Here is a 22,201-nt window from a genome sequence, read left to right as displayed (position 1 = left end):
AGGTCGACGCCGCGTAGCGTGGGGGAGTGATCCGCCCGCTCTCGCGCACCGCGCTCGTCCTCGACATCGTCGGGGCGTCGCTGCTCTTCATCGTGTTCACCCCGATGTCGATCGCGTTCTACGGACCGGGCGCGGGCGGCGGCGACACCTCCGGAACGTCGGCCGCGGCCGTCGTGATCGCGAGCCTGCTCATGTTCGGCGGCGTCGCGATCGGTCGGCTGTCGCCGGGGCTGGCGCTGATCGCCGCCTGGGTCGGCGCGGTGCTGCAGATGCTCGCGGGATTCGGGCCGCTGCCCATCGACATCGCGATCCTGATGGTGCTCTACGCGACGGCCGCGTGGGGGACGAGGACCGTGCTGTGGTGGGGCTTCGGCTCGGCCATCGTCGGCGGCTTCGTCGCGGCGATCTACATGGTCATCGTGAACGGCGTCGCATTCGGCACCGGAAGCGGCTGGGACAAGATCACCGCGGGCACGCTGCTGCTCGTCCTGTCGCTGCTCGCGCTCGGGTTCGCGTGGGTGTGCGGACTGCTGTGGCGCGTCATCCTGCGATCCCGGCGCACCCGTGCGGCGCAGCTGCAGGCGGAGTCCCTCGCGGCGGAGGAACAGGAGCGAGTGCGGATCGCGCGCGACATGCACGACATCGTCGCGCATTCGCTCGCGGTCGTGATCGCCCAGGCCGACGGCGCGCGCTACGCCGCCGCCGCGAAGCCCGAGATGGCGACCGAGGCACTCGGCACGATCGCTCAGACCGCCCGCGGGGCGCTGAGCGACGTGCGGCTGCTGCTCACGCAGCTACGGCATCGCCAGGGCGACGGCCCGCAGCCGACGCTCGCCGACCTCGAGGCGCTGTTCGCGCAGGTGCGACAGGCCGGCATCGAACCGCGCATCACGATCGATCCGACGCCGCCCGGCGAACCGCCGGGCGCGATCCAGCTCGCTGTCTACCGCATCCTGCAGGAGGCGCTCACGAACGCGATCCGGCACGGCGACGGATCGGTCGACGTGCATCTCGCCTGGCTGGCGGATCGCGTCGACATCCACGTGCACAACACCGTCGCGCGCGAGAGCACACCGTCGATCGGCGGGCACGGGGTCATCGGCATGCGCGAACGGGCTCAGCTCGTGGGAGGTAGCCTTCAGGCGGAGCGTCAAGGCCCGCAGTTCGTCGTGCACGCCTCGCTCCCGATCGGGGAGGTCGCATGATCAGGGTTGCACTCGTGGACGACCAGGCGCTGTTCCGCGCCGGGATCCGCATGCTCATCGCGTCGCAGCCCGACCTCGATGTGGTGGGCGAGGCCGGCGACGGACGCGAGGCGATCGACCTCGTGCGCGCCGTGCGGCCGGACGTCGTGCTGATGGACATCCGGATGCCGGTCATGGACGGGCTCACCGCGACCGCCGAGATCCTCGCGCAGCCGGATCCGCCGCGCATCGTGATGCTCACGACGTTCGACCTCGACGAGGCCGCTGCCCGGGCGATCCGGCAGGGGGCGAGCGGCTTCCTGCTCAAGGACGCGGATCCCGAGTTCCTCCTTGCGGCCATCCGCACCGTGCACTCCGGGTCGAGCGTGATCGCCGCCTCCGCCACTCGGGAGCTCTTCGAGCACTTCGCCGAGGCGCCGAAACCCGTGCCCGCGCAGTTCTCGGCGCTCACCGACCGCGAGCAGGAGATCTTCGCCCTCGCCGCCCGCGGCCTGTCGAACTCCGAGATCGCCGCGCGGGAGTATCTCAGTGAGGCGACCGTGAAGACGCACATCAGCCGCATCCTCACCAAGCTGTCGCTGCGCGACCGGGTGCAGCTCGTGGTGTTCGCGTTCGAGCATGGCCTCGCCTGACCACAGGGTTCGAGACGGGATCATCCTCGAGATGTACGGGGATGCGTCGACAGGCCGACGCGCCCGGCGCGGGGCCGGAAATAGCGTCGGTGACATGGAGATCACGACCACCGACCTCGGGCTCGCCGCCCGCGTCCAGCACCTCACCAAGACCTACGGCTCGGGCGAGGGCACGGTCCACGCGCTCGACGACATCAGCGTCGGCATCCGTCGTGGGCAGTTCACCGCGATCATGGGACCCTCCGGTTCCGGCAAATCCACGCTCATGCACATCATGGCCGGACTCGACACGCCGACCGGGGGCCGCGCCTGGATCGGCGACACCGAGATCACCGGCCTCGGTGACCTCGACCTCACCATCCTGCGTCGGCGCCGGGTCGGCTTCATCTTCCAGGCGTTCAACCTGGTGCCCACGCTCACGGCCCTCGGCAACATCATGCTGCCGTTCGAGCTCGACGGCCGGCGACCCAGCGCCCTCGAGAAGGCGCGGATCGACGGACTGATCGACACCCTCGGCCTCGGTGCCCGTCTGCAGCACCGCCCGCACCAGCTGTCGGGCGGTCAGCAGCAGCGCGTCGCGATCGCCCGTGCACTCGCCACTGCGCCCGACCTCGTGTTCGCCGACGAACCCACCGGCAATCTCGATTCGAAGACCGGCCGCGAGGTGCTGCGGCTGCTCGCCGCCGCGAGCCGCGAGCACGGCCAGTCGATCGCGATGGTCACGCACGACGCGATCGCGGCGAGCCACGCCGACCGGGTGCTGTTCCTCGGGGACGGCCGCATCGTCGCCGACCACCCGCGGCAGACCGCCGAGGAGATCTCGGCATACATGCTCGCCGCGGAGGTGGCGGCATGAGCGCCGTCGCCGCACCGCTCACGCGCACGATCGTGCCGGAGAGCGCGGCGACCGCTCCGCGCCTGGCCTGGCTGCGCGATCGGGGGATGGGTGCCAGCCTCCTCGTCGCGGCGCTGTCGGCCGCCTTCGGCGTCGTGCTCGTCGAGACCACCGCGTACCTCGGCGCCGTGCTGCAGGCCGATCCGTTCATCGGCGACAGCGAGACGCTCGCGGTCGTCGTCGGACTCCTCTCGGTGCTGCTCACCGCCGTCGCGATGTACGTCGCGGCGATCGTCACGGCCAACACGTTCTCGACCATCATCGCGGGGCGGACCAGGCAGATCGCGCTGATGCGCCTGATCGGGGCGACCGCGCGGTCGCAGCGTGCGGAGGTGGGGCGTCAGGGTCTCGTGGTCGGCGTGATCGGCGCCGCGCTCGGGCTTCTCGTCGGCGTCGGCATCGCGGCGATCGGCGTGCAGATCGGATCCTCCCTGATCGCGAACGTGCCGGGGGACTTCACGCTCGCGCAGCCGTTCGTGCCGCTGCCCGCCGTCGGGGTCGCCCTCACGACGTGGGCGGCCGCATGGGCGGGGTCGCGTCGTGTGTTGACGGTCACCCCGCTGCAGGCGATCGGGGGCTCGGTGGAGCGCACTCATGACGAGGTATCGCGCGCGGGCCGACACATCGGGGCGTGGGTGCTGCTCGTGACCGGAGCGCTGCTGCTCGCCGCCGGCGTGGTCGTCGGGCTGCTGCACCCGATCGGCGTCGCCGTCGCCTTCGTGGGCGGCCTGCTCTCGTTCACCGGCCTCGCCCTCGGCTCGGTGCTGTTCATGCCCCCGGTGCTGCGGCTCGTGGGGCGGATGTTCGGCTCGAGCGCCACCGCGAAGCTCGCGGCCGAGAACGCCCTGCGCTACCCCGAGCGGTCCTCGCGCATGGCGATCGGCGTGGTCATGGGCGTGACGCTCGTGACGATGTTCGCCGTGGCGCTCGAGTCGGTCAAGCAGATGCTGATCGGTCAGTCCGAGGGGTCGATCCCCGACGAGTTCTTCGCACCCTTCGACGCCTTCGCCGGGGTCATGATGGTGCTCGTCGCCGTGTCGGCCGTGATCGCCGCCGTCGGGCTCGTGAACCTCCTCACGATCGGGGTCGTGCAGCGCCGTCGCGAACTCGGGCTGCTGCGGTCGATCGGTCTGTCGAACGCGCAGGTCCGTCGCATGGTGCTGCTGGAAGCGACCCACATCACGGTGGCGGCGACGCTCACCGGTCTGGTCCTCGGAGTCGTGTACGGGTGGATCGCGGCGCAGTCGCTGCTGGGGTCGACGCCCACGCTGCCCGACTTCGAGCCGGCGGGACTGGTCGCCCCGCACGTGCCGTGGCTGCCCGTGGTCATCATCGTCGTGGCGACCGCGGTGCTCACGCTCGTCGCCGCGGCGACGCCGACGCGGCTCGCGACGCGGGTCGCGCCCGTCGAGGCCCTGGCCGCGGACTGACCGTCATCTTTCGACACCCTCGCCTTCTCCGGAGGGCGGGGGTGTCGTCGCGCCCTAGGCTGGACGGATGCCGACGCCCTTCGACCAGTCCACGTATCAGGTGCGCCTCGACTGGGGGACGGACGGGCTCGCCCGTCTGGCTCCGGCCGACATCGTCGTGGTGATCGACGTGCTGCGGTTCTCCTCGACCGTCGCGGATGCCGTCGCAGCCGGCGCATCGGTCGCCCTCGATGGGGCTCTGGGCTGGTCGCGCAACGGCGCCGCCGTGGCTGCCGCCGCCGGCGACGCGATCGTGCTCGTGGGAGGGATCCGCAACGCGACCGCCGTCGCGACGGCGATCACGACCCTGCAGGAGCGCCGCCAGGCCCGCACCTCGGTCGCGGTCATCGCGGCGGGCGAGTCCGACGCCGACGGCGTGCTGCGTTTCGCCGTCGAGGACCACCTCGGAGCCGGCGCGGTGATCGACGCCCTCACGAGCCGTGGCATCGACCACACGGCCCCCGACGCCGCGGTCGCAGCCGAGGGGTTCCGCGCGTTGCGCCGTGCTCTGCGTCACATGATCAGCGCCAGCGGGTCCGCGCGCGAGATCGCCGAGGGAGTGTCGGCGACCGAGCGCATGACGGAGGCGGGGATCACGCCGACCACGGCGGCCGCGGCGGCGGAGATCGACGCGCTCGACGTCGTCCCGGTGCTGCGTGACGGGGAGTTCGTCGCGTTCGACTGAGGCGTCGGCCCCGTTCGGGTGAGTCCTGCGCGTGAAGTCGCAGGCGCATCGTAGGGTCGGGACATGAGGTACGTCCCCGCGGTCATACTCGACGCCGTCTTCGTGCTCGTCTTCGCGGTCATCGGCCGCGCCTCGCATCAGGAGGACCCCGGCGGCTTCCTCGTCACCGCCTGGCCCTTCCTCGTCGCTCTGCTGCTCGGGCACCTCGTGGCGGCGCTGCTGCCCGCGCGTCCGCGCCGACCGTGGTCGCTGCTGTGGGGTGTCGTGGTGTGGGTCGTGACGGTCGTGGGCGGCATCCTGCTTCGCCTCGTGTCGGGCGACACCGCGCAGATCGCCTTCGTGATCGTCGCGACGATCACGCTGGGTGTGCTGCTCGTGGGATGGCGGGCGGTCGCCGCGTTCCTCCGCCGACGCGCAGCGCGCGGAGTTGACGCGGATGACGTGCGCACCTCAGCGGAACCGGCCGAAGACGACCCGATCGTCGATCCGATGATCGCGGACGCAGACGCTCACGAACGTCCCGAGGCGACGCATCCCGACTCCGACGGGACCGATCGTCGCCCCTGACGTCGGGCGGGTCAGCGAGACATCTGCGCGGCGAGTCGCACGTCGGCGCCGATCTCGCGCCGGGTCCAGGTGAACACGTACCGCGCGTCGAAGCTCCGTGAGCATCGGGCGCAGGAGGTGGCCCTCGTCGGACGACGGTGCCGGTAGGTCACGTGCCCGGCCGGGCAGCTGCCGACCCAGGGTGCGAGCTCGACCGCGGTCTCGCCGTGATGCGTCGTGCCCCCGACGTAGCCGAGGTCGCGCGCCACGCGCTTCCACGTCGGGCCGTGCGCGGCGGCGTGACCGGCCAGCGCGTGCGCGACCTCGTGCAGCAGCACCTGATGGATCTCGTCGTCGTCGAACCGCGCGGCGAGGTATCGCGAGACGGTGATGCGCTTCTTGGAGTAGTCGCACTGCCCCGCACGTCTCTTCGCATGGTCGAAGCCGAACGACCAGGTGTCGTCGAGGTGCATCGCGATGAGTGCCTCGCCCCAGACGCGCACTCGTTCCAGTTCCGCCATGCGCTCAGGCTAAGCCATGCCGCCGACATCGCGGGGCAGGGTCGACCCGGATGATCTCAGCCTGCGAGGAGCTCCGAGGAGCGTCGGCGCTCCGCCGCCTCGATCGCGAGGAGAACGGTCTCCAGTTCGCGGTCGTCCGCTCCGGCCTCCCGGCGCAGGAACAGGGACTGCTTGAAGCTCTCGCGGGCCGTGTCGTAGTCACCCGCCTCGTAGGCGTTCCGGCCGTGGTGGTGGTGTGCGAACGCGGCGATCGACACCCACCTCTGGCCCTCCGCCTCGGACGCGCAGGTCGCGAGCTCCTGCTCGGCCGCCGCGTGCGCCCGGCGGTTCTGCAGCACCGTGGCGTGCAGCACGCGCGCGCGGATGACGTCTCTGCGGGTGCCGGCCATGCGGGCCTGACGCACGGTGTCGTCGGCGAGCGCGAGTGCCTCGTCGAGGCGGTTCAGCACCTTGAGGAGGAAGACCCGCTCGAGCAGGGCGGGGAGGCTGCGCTGGCTCTCGATCTCCGCGAGCCGCGCCGCGCATTCCTCGGGATCGACCAGTTCGCGAAGACTGTCCCGGTCGTATCCTCGGATGACACTCATTGCTCTCCTTCCGCAGCATCCCCAGACCAGTGTGCCTTCCGAGGCCGCGAACGCCGGGGCGGCACGCCCCGGACGCGCGCATCTGGATCAGGTCCGCGGATCAGCGCAGGAAGAGGGAGGCGTCGGGACGCGGCGAGGCGACGGCGTCCGCATCGGTCACGAGGCGTGCCCCCTGGATGAAGGCTGCGACCTCGGCTCCCTGCGCGATCTTCGCGGGATGCGGTCCTGCGGCGAGCATCCGCGGGAGCCATTCCGTGGGCAGCGGTGAGGCGGAGGCGGCGATCACGAGGTTGCCGAAGCGTCGGCCCTTGACCACCTGGGTGTCGGCGAGCACGCCGATCTCGGGGAGCACTTCGGCGATCGTCGCGACCTGGCGCCGCGCGAACGCGAGTCCCGGTCCGTCGGCGACGTTCACGAGGAGCACGCCGGCGGGGGCGAGCAGAGCACGCAGCTCGCGGTAGAACTCGACGCTGGTGAGATGCGCGGGGGTCTGCGCCCCGGAGTAGACGTCGGACACGACGAGATCGCTGCTGTCCTGCAGCGCGGCGGGCAGACGTCCGACTCCCTCGCGGGCGTCTCCGATGCGCACGCGGATCGCTGCGCCGCGGGGGAGCGGCAGGTGCTCGCGCACGAGGGCCGCGAGCGGCGCTTCGAGCTCGATGACCTGCTGGCGCGAACCGGGACGAGTGGCCTCGACGTAGCGGGGGATCGTGAGCGCGCCGGCGCCGAGGTGCACGGCAGTGAGGGGGCCGTCGGGCAGCTGGTCGATCACGGCGCCCATCCGCACGATGTACTCGAAGTGCAGGTGCGTGGGGTCGTCGAGGTCGACGTGCGACTGCGGGGTGTCGTCGACGATCAGCTCGAAGCCGTTCGTGAAGTCGGAGGGGACGATGCGCGCGAGGCCGCCGTGGTCGAGCCGTGCCTGCGGGTGCTCCGTATCCCGTGCGCGAGTCCTGCCCATGCTCCGAGACTACGCGCTCCGCGGCCGGCGATCAGCGTGACTGGTTGCCGACCGAGCAGGTCTCCTGGTCGACGCTCTGCCCCGAGATCTCGGGCGGGAGGGTGGCGCGCGGGGCCGCCGTGGCGTCGGGCGTCGCGGCCGCGTCGTCGGGTGCGGGGTCGGGTGTCGAGAGCTCGACGCTGTCGTTCGTCGCCACGTCGCCGGACAGCGTGATCGGCTCGCCCGCCGCGAGCGCCGCCCACAGCGGTTCTGCCGCTGACTCGTCGGGCACGACCTTGACTCCGGGGTTGTCCGGGTCGTCGAGGTTGGGGTATTGCACGAACACGAAGTCCGAGAATCGCACGTCCTTGAGCGCGAGCGCGAGCTGGCTCAGGGTCAGCGGGTTGCTCAGCGACTCGCTGGGCACGATGTTGTCGGCGACCGTGTTGGCGAGCCGCAGCACCGTCGAGGGGTCGCTCAGGGTCTCGGCGCTGAGGATCTTCTTCGCCAGGCGCGACATGTACTGCTGCTGATTCGAGATGCGCGCGAGGTCGCTCTCGTCCCCCACGCCGTGACGGGTGCGGATGAACGCGAGGGCGTCGGCGCCCGACACCGTGTGGGTTCCGACGGGCAGGTTTATGCCGGCCTGCGAGTCGCGGATGCCGTCTCCGGCGACGCACACCTCGACTCCGCCGATCGCGTCGGTGATCTCGATCACACCGTCGAAGCTGATCTTGGCGGCGAACTCGATCGGGATGTCGCTGAGCCCCGTGACGGTCTTCGCGACGCAGGAGACGCCCGCGTGTTCGAACACCGAGTTGAGCGGCGCCTTCGACATCGACGACGCCGTCGAGCCGTCGTCCTTCGTGCACTCCGGCACCTCGACCATGAGATCGCGCGGGAAGGACACCACGGTGACGTTGCGCGGTGCCGCCGAGACGTGCACGAGGAGGTTGACGTCGTTGCGCACGCCGCCGTCCTGATCCTCGCAGCGCTCTCCGAGCAGCTGCGTCGTGATCTCGCCGCATTCGTCGGTTCCGACGACCAGGATGCTGAACGCCTTGTCGTCGGGGTAGGCGCCGAGCGAGGGAGGGGCGACCTCGCCCGAGCCCTCGAGAGCGACCGCACCTTCGCCGACGCGGTTCAGCAGGTCGCTCGCGACGAACCCGGCCACGGCGACCGCCGATACCAGCAGCACGCTGAGAGAGATCCCCAGGATCTTGAGGAAGGATGAGAAGGCTGTGGGTGTCGGGAGAGTCGCGTGACGCGCGACCGTGGACCGTCTCGGATCGTCGAGGGCGCCTGACATGCCGCAGAGCCTACCCGGGAACCCTGACGACGCCTGATGTTACGGCTGCGTGACGTTTCTGAGAATAACTTGCAGGAAATTTGTTAGTCGTGAATACTTTTTCCTACGTGGTAGGCACCCCGATGCCGCCAGGACGTTCAAAGAGGAGATCCCTGATGCACAAGCGCATCCTTCCGGTCGTGGCGCTCGGCGCCGTGGCCACCCTGGGCCTGGCGGCCTGCGCCGGCGGAAGCACCGGCGGCGACAACGGCGGAGCAGTCGACGGCGAAGGCCAGGAGCTCACCGTCTGGATCATGAAGGGCACCAACCCCGACTCCAGCGCCTTCTACGACGAGGTCTCGAAGGCCTTCGAGGACGAGACCGGCGCGACGGTCACGATCGAGGAGATCCAGTGGGCCGACGCCCACGACCGGTTCGTCACCTCGATCGCCGGCGGCACGACCCCCGACGTCGCCGAGACCGGCACCACCTGGACCGCGGAGTTCGCCGACGCCGGCGCGCTCGAGCCGCTCGACTCCTATGTCGACGCTGAGAAGGGCCTGCGCGACGACCTCGTCGAGGGTCTCGCGGTCGCCGGCACCTACGAGGACGAGCTCTACGGCATGCCGTGGTACGCCGGTGTCCGTTCGATCGTCTACCGCACCGACGTGTTCGAGGAGCTCGGCCTCGAAGCCCCGAAGACGTGGGACGACATCGTCGCCGCGGGCGACGCCATCAAGGCCGCCAAGCCCGACATGCTGCCGTTCCCGGTCCCGGGCGACGCCGAGTTCCAGGTCTACCCCTGGGTCTGGGGCGCGGGCGGCGAGGTCGCTACGCAGAAGGGCGGCGAGTGGACCAGCGAGCTCGACAGCGCGGAGTCGCAGGCCGGCATCGAGTTCTACACAGGTCTCGCGACCGAGCACGGCTTCTCCTCCGCGGGTGCGACCACCTGGAAGGAGACCGACCTGCGTGACGCGTTCACCCAGGGCAACGTCGCCATGATGCTCTCGGGCTCGTGGACCCCGAAGGCGCTGATCGAGGCGAACCCCGACCTCGAGGGCAAGATCGGCGCGGCCGTGATCCCCGGTGAGGACGGCGGCATCGCCCCGTCCGTGCTCGGCGGCTCGCACCTGTCGGTGTTCAACACCACGAAGAACGCCGACCTCGCATGGAAGTTCGTGCAGCTCATGACCACGGGCGAGTTCGCCGAGAAGTGGGCGAACGAGACCGGATACTTCCCGGGCGTCCAGTCGGCTATGGAAGAGGCCCTCGCCTCGACCGACCCGCTGGTCGCGCCGTTCGCGGAGCAGATGGTCGAGGGAGGCGCATCCGTGCCGGTCACCCCGAACTTCGGAGCCGTCCAGGCCAAGAAGACGACCAACGCCATGATCCAGGCCATCCTCAGCGGGCAGAAGGACGTCGCGACCGCGACGAAGGACGCCGCCGTGGAGATGACCGACCTCCTCAACCAGTAAGACAGTTAGGCAATATCACCTCATGTCGATGGTGCAAGCGCCACTGCCGGCCACGAAGGCGGAGTCCACCTCCGCCTCCGTGGCCGGCGGCCGGCCGAAGAAGCGGGGCCTCTCGCTGATCACGGCCCGCCCCTGGCTCCTCCTCGCTCCCGGGCTGATCATCCTCGCGGTGCTCATGCTCTGGCCGCTCGTCCAGGTGGTCATCTACTCCCTGCAGGACTACGGTCTGCGCGAGATCAACACGGGGGAGAGCAACTGGATCGGCCTCGAGAACTACGCTGAGGCGCTCACCAACCCGACCCTCTGGACGGTGGTGCTGCCGAACACCGTCGGCTTCGCCGCCGTCGCCGTGTTCGTCACCGTGGCCGTCGGCACGCTCGTCGCGCTGCTGCTCGCTCGCCTCGGCCCGGTGTGGCGCACCATCGTCTCCAGCTGCATCATGGTCGCGTGGGCGATGCCCGCCGTGACCGGCACGTACGTCTGGACCTTCATCTTCGATGCCGACCGTGGCATCTTCAACACCGTGCTCAAGGACCTCGGTCTAATGGACGGCTCGGTCAACTGGTTCACGAACCAGTGGTCGTTCTACGCCATCGTCCTGCTCAACGTCGTGCACCACGGCTTCCCGTTCGTGGCGATCACGGTGCTCGCCGGACTCCTGGGCGTCTCCAAGGAGATGCTCGAGGCGGCTGCCCTCGACGGAGCAGGTGCGTGGACGCGCTTCTGGAAGATCATCTTCCCGACCCTCAAGCCCGTATTCTCGGTCGTCATCATCCTGTCGACCATCTGGGACTTCAAGGTCTTCGCGCAGGTGTACCTGATGCCCGGCGGCAGCGGCGGCAACCGTCAGGTGCTCAACCTCGGCGTGTGGTCGTACGTGGAGTCCTTCGGGCAGAACCGCTACGGCTTCGGTGCGGCGCTCGCCGTGCTGCTCACGCTCGTGCTGATCGGCATCACGATCGTCTACATCCGCTCCCTCATGAAGGAGGACGAGCTGTGAACCCGCGCCCCAGGCTCCGTTCGCGCATCGGCGTCGGGATCGGCGTCGCCGCCGTCCTACTCTTCACGCTGTTCCCCGTCTACTGGATGGTCTCCAGCGCCTTCGACAAGAAGGCGTCGTCGGGTGGGCAGTCGCTGCTCCCGCAGGAGTTCACCTTCGACAACTTCGCCTTCGTGCTCACCGAGGGCGGGTTCGGCACCTTCCTCCGGAACTCGGCGATCGTGGCGCTCGTCACGGTCCTCGTGAGCGCCCTGGTGTGCCTGCTCGCGGCCGTGGCCGTCGCCCGGTTCAAGTTCAAGTTCCGCACCACGATCCTGATGATGATCCTCGTGGTGCAGATGGTGCCGCTCGAGGCCCTCGTGATCCCGCTGTTCCTCCAGGTCAAGACGCTCGGGCTGCTCAACAGCATCCTGGGACTCATGGTCGTGTACGTGGCGCTGTCGCTCGCCTTCGGCATCTGGATGCTGCGCGGTTTCGTCGCGGCAGTGCCGGTGGAGCTTGAGGAGGCGGCGTACATCGACGGCGCGAGCTGGTGGCGCATGTTCCGCTCGATCCTGCTGCCGCTCGTGATGCCGGGTCTCGTCGCGACCAGCATTTTCAGCTTCATCACGGCCTGGAACGAGTTCATCTTCGCGATGACGATCCTCGGCGCGCAGACCGACCAGTACACGGTCTCGATCGGGCTCAAGTCGTTCTTCGGCCTGTACGCGAACGACTGGGGCAGCATCATGGCCGCGTCGACGATCATCACCCTCCCGGTCATGATCTTCTTCGTGATCGTGCAGCGCCGTCTCTCGGCCGGCATGGTGGCGGGAGCGGTCAAGGGATGAGCGACGACCTCGAGCGGCTCGCGAACCGAGTGCTGTGGCCCGGCTTCTTCGGCACCGAGGCTCCGGAGTGGCTGCTCGCCGAGCTCCGCGACGGACTCGCCGGGGTCGTGTATTTCGGGCAGAACATCGGAGAGGGGCTGTCGGCGCTCAGCGACGCGATCCTGGAAGCGAACCCGGACGCCCTGATCGGCATCGATGAGGAGGGCGGCAGCGTCACGCGGCTCGAGTCCGCGACGGGCTCGACCCTTCCCGGCGCCGCCCAGCTCGGACAGCTCGACGATCTCGCGGCCACACGCGCGACCGGAGCCGAGCTCGCGCGGCGCGTGGCCGCGATCGGCGGCAACGTCGTGCTCGGACCCGTGGCGGACGTCAACACCGATCCGCGGAACCCGGTGATCGGTGTGCGCTCGTTCGGCAGCGAGGAGTCGCTCGTCTCGCGGCATGCCGTCGCAGAGGTCGAAGGCATCCAGCGCGGAGGGGTCGCGGCGTGCGTCAAGCACTTCCCCGGCCACGGCGACACGCACCTCGACTCGCACCACTCGCTGCCCGAGATCACCCTCGACCTCGAGGAGTTCGAGCGCGCGCACCTCGCGCCGTTCCGCGCCGCGATCGACGCGGGAGTGGACTCGATCATGACCGCCCACATCGTCGTCCCCGCGTGGGGCGAGGCGCCCGCCACGCTAAACCCGCGGGTGCTCGGGATGCTGCGCGAGTGGGGCTTCTACGGCGTCGTCATCACGGACGCGCTCGACATGGCGGCGATCCGCGAGACCGTCGGCATCGGCGGGGGAGCGGCGCTCGCTCTCGCCGCCGGCGCCGACCTGCTGTGCATCGGCAACCCCACGAACCCCGGCGATGCCGCGCTGGCCGACCAGGACGAGCGCGACTTCCGCGCGGCGCGCGACGGCATCGTCACGGCGCTGCGCGACGGATCGCTCCCGCGCGAGCGCGTCGAGGAGGCCGCCGCCCGCGTGACGACTCTCGCTGCGAAGCTGCGCGCGCGCGGCGCCGGGGCCGTCGAGGCCCCGCCGTTCGACGCACGTGCCGTGGTCGGTGCTGCCGTCACCGGGGCGGTCGCCGACGCCGTCGCTCTCGCCGTGGTGGACGCCCGCCGCCGATCGTCTCTCGCCGTCGACAGCGCCTCCTCCTTCGTGGCGGAGGCGCTCGCGCAAGGCGACCACCGGCAGCGTCTCGACGTCGCCCGCGCCTCGATCGAGGAGCAGGACGCCGCGCTCGACGCCGCGGTCGCGGCTGACGGACTGACCGTGATCCTCGTCGACCGTCCGGAGGCGGATGCCGCGCAGCGCGACCTCGTCCAGAGGGCGGCGCAGCGGGATCCGCGCGCGGTGGTCGTGAACGTCGGGCTGGCCCCGGAGCACGAGCTGCCGCTCCCGGTCGTCCAGGTCGGAGCGGCCAGCCGGATCGGCGCCGAGATCGCCGGGGAGCGCCTGCGCGGAGCATCCTTCCCCTCTCGGGTGAGCGCAGGTCGGGTCGACTGAGGCAGGATGGCACCGTGGACGCTGACGTTCTCGCGCTGGTGCGCCGATCGATCCCCCGCCTGACTGCCGCCGAGGCACGGGTCGCGGAGACGATCCTCGGCGACCCCACGCTCGTCGTCGACCTCGCCATCAACGACCTCGCCCGGTTGTGCAACACGTCGCTGTCGACCGTCGCGCGCTTCGCGCAGTCGCTCGGTTTCAGCGGCTATCGCGAGCTGCGCGTCGCGGTGGCCCGCACCGTGACGCTCGCGCAGGCGCAGCAGGCCCGTTTCAGTCTCGACACGACCGCGATCGACCCCGAGGACGAGCCACCGGCCATCGCGGCCAAGCTCGCGGCGCAGGAGATCGACGCGATCGAGAAGACCGCGCTCGGTCTCGATGCCGCGGCGCTCGACCGGGTCGCCCGGGCGGTGGTCGCGGCCCGGCACGTCGACGTCTTCGGGCAGGCCGCATCCTCGCTCACGGCGCAGGACCTGCAGCAGAAGCTGTCGCGCATCGGATGCTCGGTCGCACACTCCGCGGATCCGCACCTCGCCCTCACCGCGGCGTCGCTGCGGACGCGGGAGGATGTGGCGATCGCCTTCTCCCACGGCGGGGAGACCCAGGAGGTGGTGCGCGCGGTGGAGGTCGCCCGCGACGCCGGTGCGTTGAGCGTGGCCGTGACGAGCGTCCCGGACTCGTCGCTCGCCCTCGCCGCCGATGTCGTGCTGTTGACCTACGCGCAGGAGTCGCCGTTCCGGATGGCGGCGATGTCGAGCAGGATCGCGCAGCTCGCGCTCGTCGACATCCTCTTCGTCCGAGTGGTGCAGTTGCGCGGCGAGCCCGTCGCGATCCCGCTGCAGCTCACGCACGAGGCGGCCGCGACGCGACGTCGCGCCCCGCGACGCTGACATCGGACCGCGCCGCGAGCACCGCTTCACTCGCTCACGGGCGTAACGGCACCTCCGGCTCCTTCCGATGCCCGGTCCGATGTACGATCCTCGACAGGAGGCGGCACGGACGAGCGGGGAGCGATGGAGCACGACGCGCAGGGCGCGCACTCGCGCGTCGACTTCGCCGAGGCGCTGCGTGCCGCCATCAGCCGGCGAGGGCTGTCCTTGCGCGCGATCCGCCAGAGATTGCAGGAGCGCGGGTACGACATCAGCGTCGCCAGCCTGTCGGTGTGGCAGAACGGGGTCCGCACGCCGAGGACGGATGTCGCCTGGGAGATCGTCCCCGAGCTCGAGGACATCCTGGGTGTGGCGTCCGGAGAGCTCGTCAGCACGCTTCGACCCCGTGTGCGGGTTGCGGAGGATCGCAATGCGACGTTCGCGGAGCTGAGCGGCGAGGACCTCGGTGGGTTGGCAGACGAGGAGGCGGTCAGGGACCTCTCGGAGAGGTCGGGGTCGATAGTCGTCTCGTTGGACGCCCGCGGGCGGATCCGAGGCACCGTCAACCGCACGCTCTGGCAGGCGAGAGTGGATGAGGCGCAGCGCGTCACCGTGTTCTTCGGCATCGATCCCTCGGAGTCGCGGCCACCTCGGGTGCGGGGGAAGATCGGATGCGAGCTGACCGATGTCGTAGCGGATATGGACGCGCGTCTGATGCGGGCGACCCTCCGGCTGGACTCCCCGATCCCGAAGGGAGAGCTCGCGCTGACCGAGCGCGAGTCCTTCGATCGTCAGTACGACGGAGACGACCGGGCCTCGGGATTCACCGTCGTCGCGCCGCGACGTCAGGTCGAAGTGGGGCTCGCCGTCATCTTCGACCCGGCCTGCATCCCCAGGCGCTGCACCGCTTTCATCTCGTCGGCATCGTCGTCCCGCTCGCATCCCCTGGTGCTGAATGGATCGACAGCGTCGCACGTCGAGTTCGACTTCGGACCCGGGAGCATCTCGATCGACTGGGAGTGGTGACGCGCGATCTCCGGGGCGGCCTCGTCGGCGCAGGTGCGTCAGTCGATGTGGTCGCGGGTGCTCGTCAGTGCCCGCGTCGCGATGCGGTGCGCTCGTGCGAGGCTTCCGCTCAGCGACAGACCGGTGAGCACTCCGGCGAGGTATCCTGCGGCGAACGCGTCTCCCGCGCCGATCGTCTCGACCACGGGGACATCGAGGGCGTCGCTCTGCTGACGTTCGTCGCCATCGAAGGCCACGGCACCCTGCGGATCGGTCACGAGCAGGAAACGCGGCTCGGGGAGCAGCGCGCGCAGCGCGTCCGGATCGTCGGTCCCGAACACGGCGTCGCCGTCGGGGCGGGTGCAGAACACGACGTCGGCGCGGTGCGCGTATCCGGCGACGACCCTGCGCCCCTCCTCCTCGCGGCCGCGCCATAGTGCCGGGCGCCAGTTGACGTCGAAGCTCCGGATCCGCGCGGGCGCGTCCTCGGCGAACAGCGCGTCCTGCGCTGCCCGTGCGGAGCCCGACAGTGCGGGGGTGATCCCCGAGGTGTGCACCAGGGCGGCCTCGGCGAGCAGGGCGGATGCCGCAGGCGCGGCGAGCGTGTCGGGCGAGAGCCCGGCTGCGGCCGACCCCGCGCGGTAGTAGTGCATCATGCCGTCGATCGACCCGTCGGGTCGCGTCGACAGCTCCTTGACGTACAACCCGGTCGGCGCGTGCGGATCGACCTGCACCGCACTCGCGTCGACGTCGAGTCGGCGCAGCTCCGCAGTGAGGAACCGCCCGAAGCCGTCGTCGCCCACTCGCGACACGACGGCGCTGCGCACACCGGCGGCGGCGAGGGCGATCGCGGTGTTCCATTCGGCTCCGGCGAGCGAGCGATGGAACGTGCGATTGTCCTCGAGCGGGGCGGCGGTGGCGGGGATGAGCGAGATCAGACCCTCGCCGACGCACACGGCGAGGGGAGACGTGTCGGGCACGATCTGGACATTACCGGATCGCCGTGCGGCCGGGGAGTCGATACCGGATTGCAACATGCCGGTGTTTGGCATCTGTGGATCGCCTGGGTACGTTCGTAGGAATCACCGTGAGCCGGGGTGAAAGCACCCCGATCGCGCAAGGAAGCGCCCCACAGGGAAGGTCATACACATGCACCACTCGATCACGCGTCGGCGAGGTCTCGCCGTCGTCACCGGAGCTGCGCTGGCCGCGCTGGTCCTGTCAGCCTGTGTCGCCAGCGAACGCGGAGACGACGACGGCGGAGCATCCGGAGACGTCGACGGCACCTTCGTGTTCGCGGCGTCGTCGGATCCTGCGAGCCTCGACCCCGCCTTCGCTCAGGACGGCGAGACCTTCCGCGTCTCCCGCCAGATCTTCGAGGGACTGGTCGGCACCGAGCCCGGCACGGCGGATCCCGCGCCGCTGCTCGCCGAGAAGTGGGAGTCGTCCGAGGACGGCATGAGCCACACCTTCACGCTCAAGCAGGACGTGACCTTCCACGACGGCACTCCGTTCAACGCCGAGGCCGTGTGCGCGAACTTCGACCGCTGGTACAACTGGACCGGTCTCGCGGCATCCGAGGCTCTGGGCTACTACTACAACAAGCTCTTCAAGGGCTACGCGTCCGACCCCGCGAACGCGGTCTACAAGTCGTGCACCCCGGACGGCGACTACTCCGTCACGATCGACCTGAACAAGCCGTTCGCCGGCTTCGTCGCCTCCCTGTCGCTGCCCGCCTTCGGCATGCAGAGCCCCTCGGCGATGGCCGAGTTCGGCGCCGACGACGTCAGCGGCACCGCCGAGGCGCCCGTGCTCTCGGAGTACGCGATGGGCCACCCGGTCGGCACCGGCCCCTACCAGTTCGAGGAGTGGGCGCCGGGCGAGCAGGTCACGCTCAAGGCCTACGGCGACTACTGGGGCGAGGCCGGACAGATCGACGAGATCATCTTCCGCACGATCGACGACCCGACGGCGCGTCGCCAGGCGCTCGAGTCCGGCTCGATCGACGGCTACGACCTCGTCGGCCCGGCCGACACCAAGGCGCTCGAGGACGACGGCTTCACGATGGTCTCGCGTCCGCCGTTCACGGTTCTCTACCTGGCGTTCAACCAGGCTCTCCCCGAGCTGCAGGACCCCAAGGTCCGTGAGGCGCTCTCGTACGCGATCGACAAGGACGCCCTGATCAGCCAGGTCCTGCCCGAGGGCACGGAGAAGGCGATCGAGTTCGTGCCCGACACGGTCAACGGCTACAACCCCGACGTCACGACGTACGACTACGACCCCGAGAAGGCCAAGGCGCTGCTCGCGGAGGCCGGCTACACCGAGGCCAACCCGCTGGCGCTGGACTTCAACTACCCGGTCAACGTCTCGCGTCCGTACATGCCGGACCCCGAGCAGATCTTCACCGTGCTGTCCTCGCAGCTGTCCGAGGTCGGCGTGCAGACGACGCCGGTGTCGCAGGAGTGGGGCGAGTACCTCGACCGCATCACGGGTACGCCGGATCACGGCATCCACCTGCTCGGCTGGACCGGTGACTACAACGACACCGACAACTTCGTCGGCGTGTTCTTCGGCCAGCAGAGCGCGGAGTGGGGCTTCGACAACCCCGAGCTGTTCCAGAAGCTGACGGAGGCGCGTGGCGTCCCGAGCCTCGAGGACCAGACGGCGCTGTACGAGGACATCAACGAGATGGTCGCGGAGTTCATCCCCGGCGTCCCGCTCGCGCACCCGGCACCGACCCTCGCGTTCGACTCGCGCGTGAAGAGCTACCCGGCCAGCCCGGTGAACGACGAAGTCTTCACGGACATCGTCCTCACCAAGTAACGGCCACCGGTCACATCCGGTCGTCGAGCGAGCGAAGCGAGACGAAACGCGCTCTCCCCGCGGGGACGCGTTTCGTCTCGTCACTCGGTTCCTCGCTCGACGACCGGTGTGCGACCGAGTGATAGGAGTTCTTCGTGCTGCGCACCATCGGCAGGCGACTGCTGTTCCTCATTCCCACCCTCGTCGGTCTCAGCATCCTGCTGTTCGCCTGGGTCAGGGCCCTTCCCGGCGGCCCGGCCGTCGCCCTCCTCGGTGAGAAGGCGACCCCCGAGGCCGTCGCCCGGATCAACGAGCTGTACGGTTTCGACCGTCCGATCCTCGAGCAGTACTTCGTCTGGGTCGGACGTCTCCTCCAAGGGGACTTCGGAACCTCGATCCAGACGAATCGTCCCGTCGTGGAGGAGTTCTTCCGACGCTTCCCGGCGACGATGGAGCTGAGCGTCATGGCTCTCATCTTCGCGGTCGGCGTCGGCATCCCTCTCGGATACTGGGCTGCTCGACGTCACGGCAAGTTCACCGACCACGCCTCCGTGGTGCTGAGCCTCATCGGCATCACCATCCCGGTGTTCTTCCTGGCGTTCATCCTCAAGTACGTCTTCGCGGTGCAGCTCGGGTGGCTGCCCTCGGACGGACGGCAGAATCCGAGGATAGACGCGACCCATCCCACGGGGTTCTACGTCTGGGACGGCATCATCACCGGGGAGTTCGACGCCTCGTGGGATGCCATCCTGCACCTGATCCTCCCGGCGCTCGCGCTCGGCACCATCCCGCTCGCGATCATCGTGCGCATCACCAGGGCCAGCGTGCTCGAGGTGCAGAACGCGGACTACGTGCGCACGGGCAGGGCGAAGGGCGTCGGTGCCTCCACGCTGCGCAACAGGTTCATCCTGCGCAACGCGATGCTGCCGGTCGTCACGACGATCGGTCTGCAGACCGGTCTGCTGATCTCCGGCGCGGTGCTCACCGAGACCGTGTTCGCGTTCCCCGGCATCGGCTCGTTCCTCGCGAGGGCCATCTTCACGCGGGACTTCCCGGTGCTCCAGGGGTTCATCATCTTCATCGCGATCGCGTACGCGCTCATCAACCTGGCGGTCGATGTGTCGTACAGCCTGATCGATCCGAGAGTGCGGGTGCAGTGATGGCCGCTCTCGTCTATCTGAAGGAGGCGACGTCATGAGCGTCTCGCTCCCCCCGGCACAGGGTCCGTCCGCGGCAGGCGGCGAGGTCGTCGACACGGTCGCGGTCGCGCAGGCCGGACTGAAAGAGGGACCAGGCGGATTCTGGCGGGACGTGTTCCGCCGTCTGCGTCGCAACCCGACCGCGTGGGTCGGCGCGGCGATCGTCTTCGCGTTCCTGCTGGTCGCGGTGCTCGCGCCGATCCTGGCGCCGTACCCCGAGACCGCGCTCCCCGGAGCCAAGTCCATCACGCCGACGTACATCCCCGGACCAGGTGACCTGCCGGAGTTCCCGCTCGGTCTCGACCGCTTCGGCGGCGACGTGCTGTCGAAGCTGATCTGGGGCGCACAGGCGTCCCTGCTCGTCGGCGTCATCTCGACCGCACTCGGACTCGTCGGCGGCATGCTGCTCGGGCTCGTCGCCGGAACCTTCGGAGGCTGGGTCGACACGATCATCATGCGCGTGGTCGACATCATCCTGTCGGTGCCGAACCTGCTGCTCGCGGTCTCGATCGCGGCGATCCTCGGCCAGACCCCGTTCGCGGTGATGATCGCGATCGGTGCCTCGCAGGTGCCGATCTTCGCCCGACTGCTGCGCGCGTCGATGCTGCAGCAGCGGTCGAGCGACTACGTGCTCTCGGCGCAGACGCTCGGCCTCGGACGCGGTCGCATCACGATGTCGCACGTGCTGCCGAACGCGATCGGACCGGTCATCGTGCAGGGCACGCTGACCCTCGCGACCGCCGTGATCGACGCCGCCGCGCTGTCGTTCCTGGGGCTCGGCGGCGGGCGCCCCGAGACCGCGGAGTGGGGGCGCATGCTGACCTACGCGCAGAACGAGCTGTCGATCGCGCCGTGGCTGGCGTTCTTCCCCGGCATCTGCATCGCGGTCACCGCGCTCGGGTTCACCCTGTTCGGCGAGGCGCTGCGCGAGGCCATGGATCCCCGGACGAGGGCGCGATGATGCGCGACACGGGAGACGACATGTACGACACGAAGGAGAATCGGATGCCGGGCGCACCCCTGCTGTCCGTCGAAGGACTCGCGGTCGACTTCAGCACCATGGACGGCGTCGTCCACGCCGTGGAGGGCGTCGACCTGGAGATCGCGGAGGGCGAGACGGTCGCGATCGTCGGCGAGTCCGGTTCGGGCAAGTCGACCACGGCGATGGCGATCATCGGCCTGCTCGCCGGGGGCGGCCGCGTCGCCGCCGGGAGCATCCGCCTGGACGGCCGGGAGATCGCCCACGCTCCCGAGAACGAGCTGCGTGCGATCCGCGGTCGCGACATCGGCCTGGTCCCGCAGGACCCGATGTCGAACCTCAATCCGGTCGCGAAGATCGGCACGCAGGTCGCCGAGACACTGCTCGCCCACGGACTCGCCACCCGGCAGAACGTGGGGGAGAAGGTGCTCGAGGCGCTCACCGCGGCCGGTCTGCCCGATCCCGAGCGGCGCGCGAAGCAGTACTCGCACGAGTTCTCCGGCGGCATGCGTCAGCGGGCGCTCATCGCGATCGGCCTGGCGTGCAAGCCGCGACTGCTGATCGCGGACGAGCCGACCAGCGCTCTCGACGTCACGGTGCAGCAGACGATCCTCGATCAGATCGGCGCCATGACTCGTGAGCTCGGCACCGCGGTGCTGCTCATCACCCACGACCTCGGCCTCGCGGCGGAACGCGCGGAGCGCGTGGTCGTGATGCACCGCGGCAGGGTCGTGGAGCAGGGGCCCGCGCGGCAGATCCTCGAGGCTCCGCAGCATCCCTACACCCAGTCCCTCGTGAAGGCGGCGCCCTCGGTCGCGGCCGCGCGGCTGCGGCCGGAGGCGTTTCACGTCGCCGAGCAGCCGTCGGAGGTCGACCGGTCGTCGAGCGAGGAGCGCAGCGACGAGACGAAACGCGGCCGCGCCGACAACATCGTCGAGATCGAGAACCTCACGAAGGTGTACCCGGTGCGGGGACAGAAGGAGGACTTCGTCGCGGTGAACGACGTGTCCCTCGCGATCCCTCGCGGGGAGACCGTCGCGATCGTGGGCGAGTCCGGCTCGGGCAAGACGACGACGGCGCGGATGCTGTTGAAGATCATCGAGCCCACGAGCGGCCTCATCCGCTTCGAGGGCAAGGACGTCTCGTCGCTGAGCCGAGCGGAGACGAAGGACTTCCGCCAGCGCGTCCAGCCGATCTTCCAGGATCCTTACTCGAGCCTGAATCCGATGTTCACGATCGAGCGGCTGATCTCCGAGCCCCTGGAGTTCTATCGGCGGGGGAGCGGAGCGGATCGCCGCAAGCGCGTCCGTCAGCTGCTGGACGACGTGGCGCTGCCGCAGTCGATGCTGCGTCGCTACCCGTCCGAGCTCTCCGGTGGTCAGCGCCAGCGCGTGGCGATCGCCCGCGCTCTCGCGCTCTCGCCCGATCTGATCGTCTGCGACGAACCCGTGTCGGCGCTCGACGTGCTCGTGCAGGATCAGATCCTCACGCTGCTGGGCGACCTGCAGCGCGAGTACGGGCTCAGCTACCTGTTCATCTCGCACGACCTCGCGGTGGTGCGACTGATCAGCGACTACGTGTGCGTGATGAAGGACGGCTCTCTCGTCGAAGCCGCCTCCTCGGAGGAGATATTCACCAACCCGCGCGCCCCGTACACGCGTCGCCTCCTCGCCTCGATCCCGGGCAACGAGCTGAACATCGCGTCCTGACCTCCCAAGCCCCGCTATTTCTGCCGAACGGCAGAGACGGACCCTCTGTTTGCGTCGTTCGGCAGAAAT

General features: G+C 69.7%; 21 protein-coding genes. 16 read left to right on the top strand and 5 right to left on the bottom strand.

Annotation, left to right across the window (positions count from 1 at the left end; genetic code table 11):
* The first annotated feature begins 26 nt into the window (after positions 1–26).
* The 6 genes from AKH00_RS05990 to AKH00_RS05965 all read left to right on the top strand — a co-directional run bounded on the left by AKH00_RS05990 (position 27) and on the right by AKH00_RS05965 (position 5,453).
* Positions 27–1,205, top strand: coding sequence for an ATP-binding protein (locus AKH00_RS05990; protein ID WP_050721721.1), 1,179 nt, complete (start codon positions 27–29; stop codon positions 1,203–1,205).
* Positions 1,202–1,837: a response regulator gene (locus AKH00_RS05985; RefSeq protein ID WP_050721720.1), complete on the top strand. Its 636-nt coding sequence runs from the start codon at positions 1,202–1,204 to the stop codon at positions 1,835–1,837. The genes AKH00_RS05990 and AKH00_RS05985 overlap by 4 nt, the downstream gene beginning before the upstream one ends.
* 94 nt (positions 1,838–1,931) lie before the next feature.
* Positions 1,932–2,693 carry an ABC transporter ATP-binding protein gene (locus AKH00_RS05980; protein WP_050721719.1) on the top strand — a complete coding sequence of 254 codons (762 nt, stop codon included), beginning with the start codon at positions 1,932–1,934 and terminating at the stop codon, positions 2,691–2,693.
* A complete protein-coding gene (locus AKH00_RS05975; protein WP_050721718.1) occupies positions 2,690–4,162 on the top strand; it encodes an ABC transporter permease in 1,473 nt (490 codons plus the stop codon). Before AKH00_RS05980 ends, AKH00_RS05975 begins: the two co-directional genes overlap by 4 nt.
* A gap of 67 nt (positions 4,163–4,229) precedes the next feature.
* On the top strand, positions 4,230–4,886 hold the full coding sequence (locus AKH00_RS05970) for a 2-phosphosulfolactate phosphatase (protein ID WP_050721717.1): 657 nt from the start codon (positions 4,230–4,232) through the stop codon (positions 4,884–4,886).
* A 63-nt stretch (positions 4,887–4,949) separates the two neighbouring features.
* Complete coding sequence (locus AKH00_RS05965; RefSeq protein WP_082297427.1) at positions 4,950–5,453, top strand: DUF3054 domain-containing protein; 504 nt, start codon at positions 4,950–4,952, stop codon at positions 5,451–5,453.
* An 11-nt stretch (positions 5,454–5,464) separates the two neighbouring features.
* Here AKH00_RS05965 and AKH00_RS05960 read toward each other — a convergent pair whose 3' ends face one another.
* The 4 genes from AKH00_RS05960 to AKH00_RS05945 all read right to left on the bottom strand — a co-directional run bounded on the left by AKH00_RS05960 (position 5,465) and on the right by AKH00_RS05945 (position 8,786).
* On the bottom strand, positions 5,465–5,953 hold the full coding sequence (locus AKH00_RS05960) for a SprT-like domain-containing protein (RefSeq protein WP_050721716.1): 489 nt from the start codon (positions 5,951–5,953) through the stop codon (positions 5,465–5,467).
* Between the two features lie 56 nt (positions 5,954–6,009).
* Positions 6,010–6,537: a hypothetical protein gene (locus AKH00_RS05955; protein WP_050721715.1), complete on the bottom strand. Its 528-nt coding sequence runs from the start codon at positions 6,535–6,537 to the stop codon at positions 6,010–6,012.
* Between the two features lie 100 nt (positions 6,538–6,637).
* Positions 6,638–7,498, bottom strand: coding sequence for a spermidine synthase (locus tag AKH00_RS05950; RefSeq protein ID WP_050721714.1), 861 nt, complete (start codon positions 7,496–7,498; stop codon positions 6,638–6,640).
* Positions 7,499–7,529: 31 nt separating this feature from the next.
* A complete protein-coding gene (locus AKH00_RS05945; protein ID WP_050721713.1) occupies positions 7,530–8,786 on the bottom strand; it encodes an LCP family protein in 1,257 nt (418 codons plus the stop codon).
* 155 nt (positions 8,787–8,941) lie between these two features.
* On the opposite strand from AKH00_RS05945, the gene AKH00_RS05940 reads away from it, so the two are divergent.
* The 6 genes from AKH00_RS05940 (at position 8,942) to AKH00_RS05915 (ending at position 15,464) form a co-directional block, all read left to right on the top strand.
* Positions 8,942–10,240: a sugar ABC transporter substrate-binding protein gene (locus AKH00_RS05940; RefSeq protein ID WP_050721712.1), complete on the top strand. Its 1,299-nt coding sequence runs from the start codon at positions 8,942–8,944 to the stop codon at positions 10,238–10,240.
* A 22-nt stretch (positions 10,241–10,262) separates the two neighbouring features.
* Positions 10,263–11,240 (top strand): carbohydrate ABC transporter permease, encoded by a 978-nt coding sequence (locus AKH00_RS05935; RefSeq protein WP_050721711.1) that lies wholly within the window; start codon positions 10,263–10,265, stop codon positions 11,238–11,240.
* A complete protein-coding gene (locus AKH00_RS05930; RefSeq protein ID WP_050721710.1) occupies positions 11,237–12,070 on the top strand; it encodes a carbohydrate ABC transporter permease in 834 nt (277 codons plus the stop codon). The genes AKH00_RS05935 and AKH00_RS05930 overlap by 4 nt, the downstream gene beginning before the upstream one ends.
* Positions 12,067–13,569 (top strand): glycoside hydrolase family 3 protein, encoded by a 1,503-nt coding sequence (locus tag AKH00_RS05925; protein WP_050721709.1) that lies wholly within the window; start codon positions 12,067–12,069, stop codon positions 13,567–13,569. Before AKH00_RS05930 ends, AKH00_RS05925 begins: the two co-directional genes overlap by 4 nt.
* Positions 13,570–13,583: 14 nt before the next feature.
* Positions 13,584–14,459, top strand: coding sequence for a MurR/RpiR family transcriptional regulator (locus AKH00_RS05920; RefSeq protein ID WP_050721708.1), 876 nt, complete (start codon positions 13,584–13,586; stop codon positions 14,457–14,459).
* 123 nt (positions 14,460–14,582) lie between these two features.
* On the top strand, positions 14,583–15,464 hold the full coding sequence (locus AKH00_RS05915) for a transcriptional regulator (protein WP_050721707.1): 882 nt from the start codon (positions 14,583–14,585) through the stop codon (positions 15,462–15,464).
* Between the two features lie 38 nt (positions 15,465–15,502).
* On the opposite strand, the gene AKH00_RS05910 is transcribed toward AKH00_RS05915, so the two are convergent.
* Positions 15,503–16,423, bottom strand: coding sequence for a sugar kinase (locus AKH00_RS05910; protein ID WP_050722079.1), 921 nt, complete (start codon positions 16,421–16,423; stop codon positions 15,503–15,505).
* Between the two features lie 169 nt (positions 16,424–16,592).
* On the opposite strand from AKH00_RS05910, the gene AKH00_RS05905 reads away from it, so the two are divergent.
* The 4 genes from AKH00_RS05905 (at position 16,593) to AKH00_RS05890 (ending at position 22,132) form a co-directional block, all read left to right on the top strand.
* Positions 16,593–18,266 carry an ABC transporter substrate-binding protein gene (locus tag AKH00_RS05905; protein ID WP_050721706.1) on the top strand — a complete coding sequence of 558 codons (1,674 nt, stop codon included), beginning with the start codon at positions 16,593–16,595 and terminating at the stop codon, positions 18,264–18,266.
* A gap of 134 nt (positions 18,267–18,400) precedes the next feature.
* On the top strand, positions 18,401–19,405 hold the full coding sequence (locus AKH00_RS05900; RefSeq protein ID WP_050721705.1) for an ABC transporter permease: 1,005 nt from the start codon (positions 18,401–18,403) through the stop codon (positions 19,403–19,405).
* A 34-nt stretch (positions 19,406–19,439) separates the two neighbouring features.
* Positions 19,440–20,405: an ABC transporter permease gene (locus AKH00_RS05895; RefSeq protein ID WP_050721704.1), complete on the top strand. Its 966-nt coding sequence runs from the start codon at positions 19,440–19,442 to the stop codon at positions 20,403–20,405.
* A complete protein-coding gene (locus AKH00_RS05890; protein ID WP_442922373.1) occupies positions 20,405–22,132 on the top strand; it encodes an ABC transporter ATP-binding protein in 1,728 nt (575 codons plus the stop codon). Before AKH00_RS05895 ends, AKH00_RS05890 begins: the two co-directional genes overlap by 1 nt.
* The last annotated feature ends 69 nt before the right edge of the window (positions 22,133–22,201 follow it).

It is taken from the genome of Microbacterium sp. GCS4, from assembly GCF_001262495.1.
Lineage (GTDB): Bacteria > Actinomycetota > Actinomycetes > Actinomycetales > Microbacteriaceae > Microbacterium.
This window is presented reverse-complemented; position numbering and strand designations above follow the sequence as displayed.